This is a genomic window from Oleiphilus sp. HI0117 (assembly GCF_001635235.1).
On the sequence record NZ_LWGA01000641.1, the window covers coordinates 1 to 4736 of the forward strand.

Annotated in this window: 8 protein-coding genes; 4 read left to right on the forward strand and 4 right to left on the reverse strand. The window is 44.9% G+C overall.

Annotation, left to right across the window (positions count from 1 at the left end; genetic code table 11):
- On the reverse strand, nucleotides 1–454 hold a 454-nt coding region (locus A3757_RS07920), incomplete at its 3' end, for a hypothetical protein (protein ID WP_197469941.1).
- Nucleotides 455–603: 149 nt separating this feature from the next.
- On the opposite strand from A3757_RS07920, the gene arfB reads away from it, so the two are divergent.
- The 3 genes from arfB (at nucleotide 604) to A3757_RS07935 (ending at nucleotide 1755) form a co-directional block, all read left to right on the forward strand.
- Nucleotides 604–1020: an alternative ribosome rescue aminoacyl-tRNA hydrolase ArfB gene (arfB, locus tag A3757_RS07925; RefSeq protein ID WP_068514252.1), complete on the forward strand. Its 417-nt coding sequence runs from the start codon at nucleotides 604–606 to the stop codon at nucleotides 1018–1020.
- A gap of 94 nt (nucleotides 1021–1114) precedes the next feature.
- On the forward strand, nucleotides 1115–1423 hold the full coding sequence (locus A3757_RS07930) for a helix-turn-helix transcriptional regulator (RefSeq protein ID WP_068506631.1): 309 nt from the start codon (nucleotides 1115–1117) through the stop codon (nucleotides 1421–1423).
- Between the two features lie 5 nt (nucleotides 1424–1428).
- Complete coding sequence (locus tag A3757_RS07935) at nucleotides 1429–1755, forward strand: hypothetical protein (protein WP_304438921.1); 327 nt, start codon at nucleotides 1429–1431, stop codon at nucleotides 1753–1755.
- 2 nt (nucleotides 1756–1757) lie between these two features.
- On the opposite strand, the gene A3757_RS07940 is transcribed toward A3757_RS07935, so the two are convergent.
- The 3 genes from A3757_RS07940 to A3757_RS07950 are packed head-to-tail and all read right to left on the reverse strand — an operon-like array spanning nucleotide 1758 to nucleotide 4017.
- Complete coding sequence (locus tag A3757_RS07940; RefSeq protein WP_068514256.1) at nucleotides 1758–2636, reverse strand: 3'(2'),5'-bisphosphate nucleotidase CysQ; 879 nt, start codon at nucleotides 2634–2636, stop codon at nucleotides 1758–1760.
- A gap of 2 nt (nucleotides 2637–2638) precedes the next feature.
- Nucleotides 2639–3628, reverse strand: coding sequence for a phosphotransferase (locus A3757_RS07945; protein ID WP_068514260.1), 990 nt, complete (start codon nucleotides 3626–3628; stop codon nucleotides 2639–2641).
- Nucleotides 3625–4017: a hypothetical protein gene (locus tag A3757_RS07950; protein ID WP_068514263.1), complete on the reverse strand. Its 393-nt coding sequence runs from the start codon at nucleotides 4015–4017 to the stop codon at nucleotides 3625–3627. Before A3757_RS07950 ends, A3757_RS07945 begins: the two co-directional genes overlap by 4 nt.
- A gap of 168 nt (nucleotides 4018–4185) precedes the next feature.
- Here A3757_RS07950 and A3757_RS07955 point away from each other — a divergent pair.
- Nucleotides 4186–4736 (forward strand): DMT family transporter (locus tag A3757_RS07955; RefSeq protein WP_156506250.1); only part of this gene is annotated, 551 nt, incomplete at its 3' end.

The following is a 4736-nucleotide window of genomic DNA, read 5'->3' on the forward strand; positions in this document are numbered from 1 at the left end:
CTCGGGTGCCGTAGCCAGGTTCATGGATATAAACCCTGTCGTGGTCGTCATAACCATAGATCACAAGGTAGTGCCCGCTATAATACGGTCCGTATTGAAGCATGACAGGGCTGCCTTGACGTAGTTGAGACCTTATTTCAATCAGGCTTAATGTTCCGCTAACATAGCTATCTAAACCTCCCAAATCCCATAAGAGCCAACTGATGTCATCGATAGTCGGTGTGCTCTCTGTATCTAAATATACATACTGATAGTCTAATAAATCTTGTTGAGAGTAATAAAGTTGGTGGTGACGTAAGATGATTTCAGTTGCCCTTGCCCAACTGCTATCACTTTCTCTATAGGGTGTGGTCTCGATCTCCAGTATATAAGAACCTTGCTGGCTTGTGATATGGCAGCCGGAAATCAGCATTGTGATCGCTATCAGTACCGCCGCTTTGTTTATGCTTTTCATACATACTCCTGCTTGTTTATTAATATCTGTACATTGTGAAACAAGTAAGCTGAATGAAAGCTGAACGTGAGACTTGTGTTTTTTCCTGTCATCCCCGTGAGTTATAAGTTACTGTTAGCGGTATATTCAATGCATTAAATACCTTTCTCATGCCGCTTAAGATTAACGACTACGTCACTATTCCTGATGAAGAGCTTCAGCTCTCTGCTATTCGTTCTCAAGGTGCGGGTGGTCAGAATGTGAATAAAGTTTCGTCTGCCATTCACTTGCGCTTTGATATCAAAGCATCTTCGCTTTCGGATTTTTATAAAGAGCGGCTGCTAGGCCTTAAGGATAGCCGTATCAACAAAGAGGGCGTCTTAGTGATCAAGGCGCAGCAGTTTCGTACCCAAGAGAAGAATCGTGAAGATGCGCTGGCTCGTTTAGTGGCTTTAATTCAAGCAGCAACGGTTGTTCATAAAACCCGGCGGCCAACGAAACCTAGTCGAAACTCTCAGCGAAAGCGCATGGATAGTAAGACCAAACACAGTCGAACCAAGGCGCTTCGCGGTCGGGTTAGAGACTAAACCTATTTAAGTCTTAGTCAGGTTTCTATTTTATATTTCCAATATTCTGGAAGTATGGTTGTGGTGGAGGCAGTTTATCTATAAGCTCCCTATTATGGATATCGAAAATGCAGCAAAACAATTAGAAGCTTTGGGTAATGTTACTCGCCTTGAAATCTTTCGGACTCTGATCCAGGCGGGGCAGAGTGGTATGACAGTGGGCGACATACAGAAAAAGTTGGGTATACCTGCTTCAACCTTGTCACATCATATTTCCAAGCTGATGCAATGCGCTTTGCTTAGCCAGCAAAGGGAAAGTAGAAACTTATACTGCAAAGCGAACTTTGCCAACATGACAGAGTTAATGTCTTTTTTGATGAGAAATTGTTGCTCGGCGGATGAGAAGTCTAAGTCCTGTTTATAGGTGTGGTGAATCGATTGCCACAGCAAGGTGATTTTCTGGCGAATATTCATCAGGGTGCGCGTTGCGAAGCTGGAGAGGTTTCGCTCAGAGAGCAGTATATAATCGATACGATGCGCCCTTTCTTATTAAATGAAGGCATTGCTCTGGCTGGGCTCGACTTTATTGGTGGTTATATTACCGAGGTTAATATTACTAGCCCTTCAGCCATTCGGCAGATCAATACAGTAAGTGATCAGGAAATACAGAAAGTCTTGGTTGATGGCATTGAAGCTAGACTCAAGAATAAATTTGCTAAAGCTTGCTGTGACAGTTTCTACTCAAAAGCGAGTTGAATCTAGCCGGAATACAAAGACTGAATCACGGCTACAAGCTCTTTTTCGGTACTGAAGATAACGCCGTTTTGGTTCATGAAGGTGCTGTCTGCTTTATTCAGTTCTAGAACTTGTCCCTTATAATCACAAACAAATGCACCGGCTTCTGAACAGATACACGCGGTGGCAGCAAAATCCCAAAGGCTACCGCCGCCGTCTTCTTTTTTGGGCGGCTTAAAGTAGCATGCGGGTGGATTTTCTAAAGCCTGTATGGCGTTCATTACTGCACCGCAGTGATGAATTTCATTGATTTGAGTTAAGCCCTTATTTGTACGCCATTGGTCGATTGCTTTGTGTATATCAGGAAAGTCAGGCCTTTTTAGAAGGCTGCGATCACAGGGGAGCGTTAGCTGCTCAGTACGAAGTTCGTTTTCCGGGCGCCAGGCTTGGCCATTCAAATAGAGGCCTTGCTCTGTAATAGCCGAGTACATTCTGTCTTTTACCGGGTCATATACCACACCAATTAGAGATTTACCTGTTTTCGAAACCAGGGCGATTGATACAGAATAACCAGGTCTTGCTTGTGTAAAGGCTAGCGTTCCATCTATTGGGTCAATGCACCAAAAAGCTTCTTTTATCAGGCGTTGCTTGTCATCTTCTTGCTCCTCACTGAGTACTGCCAAGTTGTACTTTCTTACGCTGTCGTCCAAATGATCAAGAATTAGCTTCTCACAACGCAAGTCGACTTCGGTTAGTACTTGTGATGCTTCGCTTGAACCTGTCGATTTAGTTAGGATTTCAACTTTCTTATTGGCATAAGTCATTATGACAGCGCCTGCCAGTTGGGCTGCTTCTCGAGCGTATTGAGCGAGTTCCTTGAGATCAGTGGGGGAGAGTTTCATGCCTAACTCTCCTTAGCTTGATTTAGTTGCGAGATTACTTTGCGTGATTGCTGCTCACTGTAGGCGTTGACCTTCCAATGTTCAGGGCTCCAACCTTTAAGGAAGCGGTGAAAGTCGGCCCATGCCACTGAAAATAAAGGGCGCCAGGAGGCTTCAACCTTGCTAGGGTTTATATTGCTTTGGTGTTTGAGCAAAGCCTGTTTAAGTTGTTCAAAGTAGCTATCGAGTAGCTGATTTTCATAGCGCTGGCAGTCTTCTTCATGCAAACAGCTGCCAATAAAGTAGGCCAGATCTTTCATCCCGCAGCCTCCCCCTACGTATTGAAAGTCTACAGCTGCTACAGACTTGCCATCTTCAGAGAAGCAAAAGTTTGCCAACTTGGCGTCGCCATGTACGAAGGTTTGATAAGGGCTGCTTGCGAGTGCGAAGTCGATTCGTGAGGCAGCGCTCTTTAGTGCTTGATCTTCTAGTGCTTCAAGCTCATCAGGGCGAGTATCGAGGTGCCAATATGTCCCTGTTTTCCATAAAGAGTCGGGTGCGTGCCCCATAAATTTGGCATGGAAGTTAGCTAGCCAGCCCAAGCAAGTGTGCATGTCTGTAAGCTTTGCTGACTCTTTTACAATAGGAAAACCTTCGGCTGCAAGGTCTTCCATGATGATTAAAAACTCACCCTCAGAGCTTGCAGTGTCCAAGCACTTTGGGACTCTGCTAGATTCATCGCATAGTGCGCTAAAATCTCTATACCAGGCACACTCAACTTGATAGGAGTATATTTTTCGTTGATGAGAGCGCTGAGTATTCCAGCCTCTGGGGTGCTGACTTTTTTCAGGAAGCTTAACGTGTTTTACGATGACTTGGCTTGCCTGACAGCCTTCCAACTTGTACCGGCTAATTACTCCGTAACCACTCCATAAGCTTTGGATATCTTCAAGCTTAATAATAGAACGAGCCCTGGTCACGTTTAAAATTTGAGACGATAGCGAATGGCTCATGCTAGGTGGCGCCTATCATTCAAAGCAAATAGCCCCTTTCCTAATCGGTAAAGTACCCAAACGCCAACTGCCAACATAATAGGAACCCCAATGATTGCGCCAATAATGGTCACGATCAGAATCCAGGCAATGACTAAACCAACCAAGGCTTTCCAGAAAGTTGTGATTAACCAGTCAAAGTGGGAATACAAGAAGGTACCGTCGGCATCACCCCGCCAGATATAGCTCATAACCAATGCTATGATCGAAGGCCAGCCGGTAAGGAAAGCCGTCAGAATAAACGCTGGCGTTAACAGGCCACTTATAGCACTAAAAATATGTAAGGCATAAATAAGGTAGGTGATTTTAAGCAAGGATGCTGAAGGCTTACCAGGCATATCGGGGAACATTGAGTTTGCACCTTTATATTGACGGTTTTGGTGGAGTTGTAGCTAAGTAAACGATATGGCGAGAAGTATTTAATGGCAAGTTAATCATTAGAAAACAGTGTTTCAATGTTATTAGAGTCAACAACTCTTGGGCGGTTTCTGTTATTGTCGTGAAGCGCTTTTGCACTAATGACATTTAAGGCCAGGGCTATCTCTCATTCGATACGAAATTACGAACTGCTGCTCGTTGCGGTGACGCTTATTGCTGCTGCGGGATGGGTGTTCACCAAAAGCGCCCTGGCAGAGTTTTCACCTTACATCTTTTTAGCACTGAGGTTTTCATTAGCGGCGCTGGTGCTGGTTCTAATGTCCTGGCCGCAATTGGTGGTGCTTAAGCGGCATCAGTTTGTTAAGGGAATAGGTACGGGTATCCTGTTAGGTTGTGCATTGTTGCTTTGGGTCTTAGCGGTGGACCAAACCGATAATATCGGCGAAGGTGCTTTTATCGTGAGCTTGGCAGTCGTCTTCGTTCCGCTAATCGCGCGACTAATCTTTGGTACCAAGATCACCTTCTACCTTATTTGTGCGTTGATTCCCGCAGTTATTGGTTTGGCGCTTTTAGCATTACGGGCTGAGCCAGGAGGTGGTTTGGGCTTTGAATTTAAGGAATCCCATGCTTTCTTCTTTATGTCAACTTTGGGTTTTGCGCTGCATGTCATTTTGACGGGGCGTTATGCACA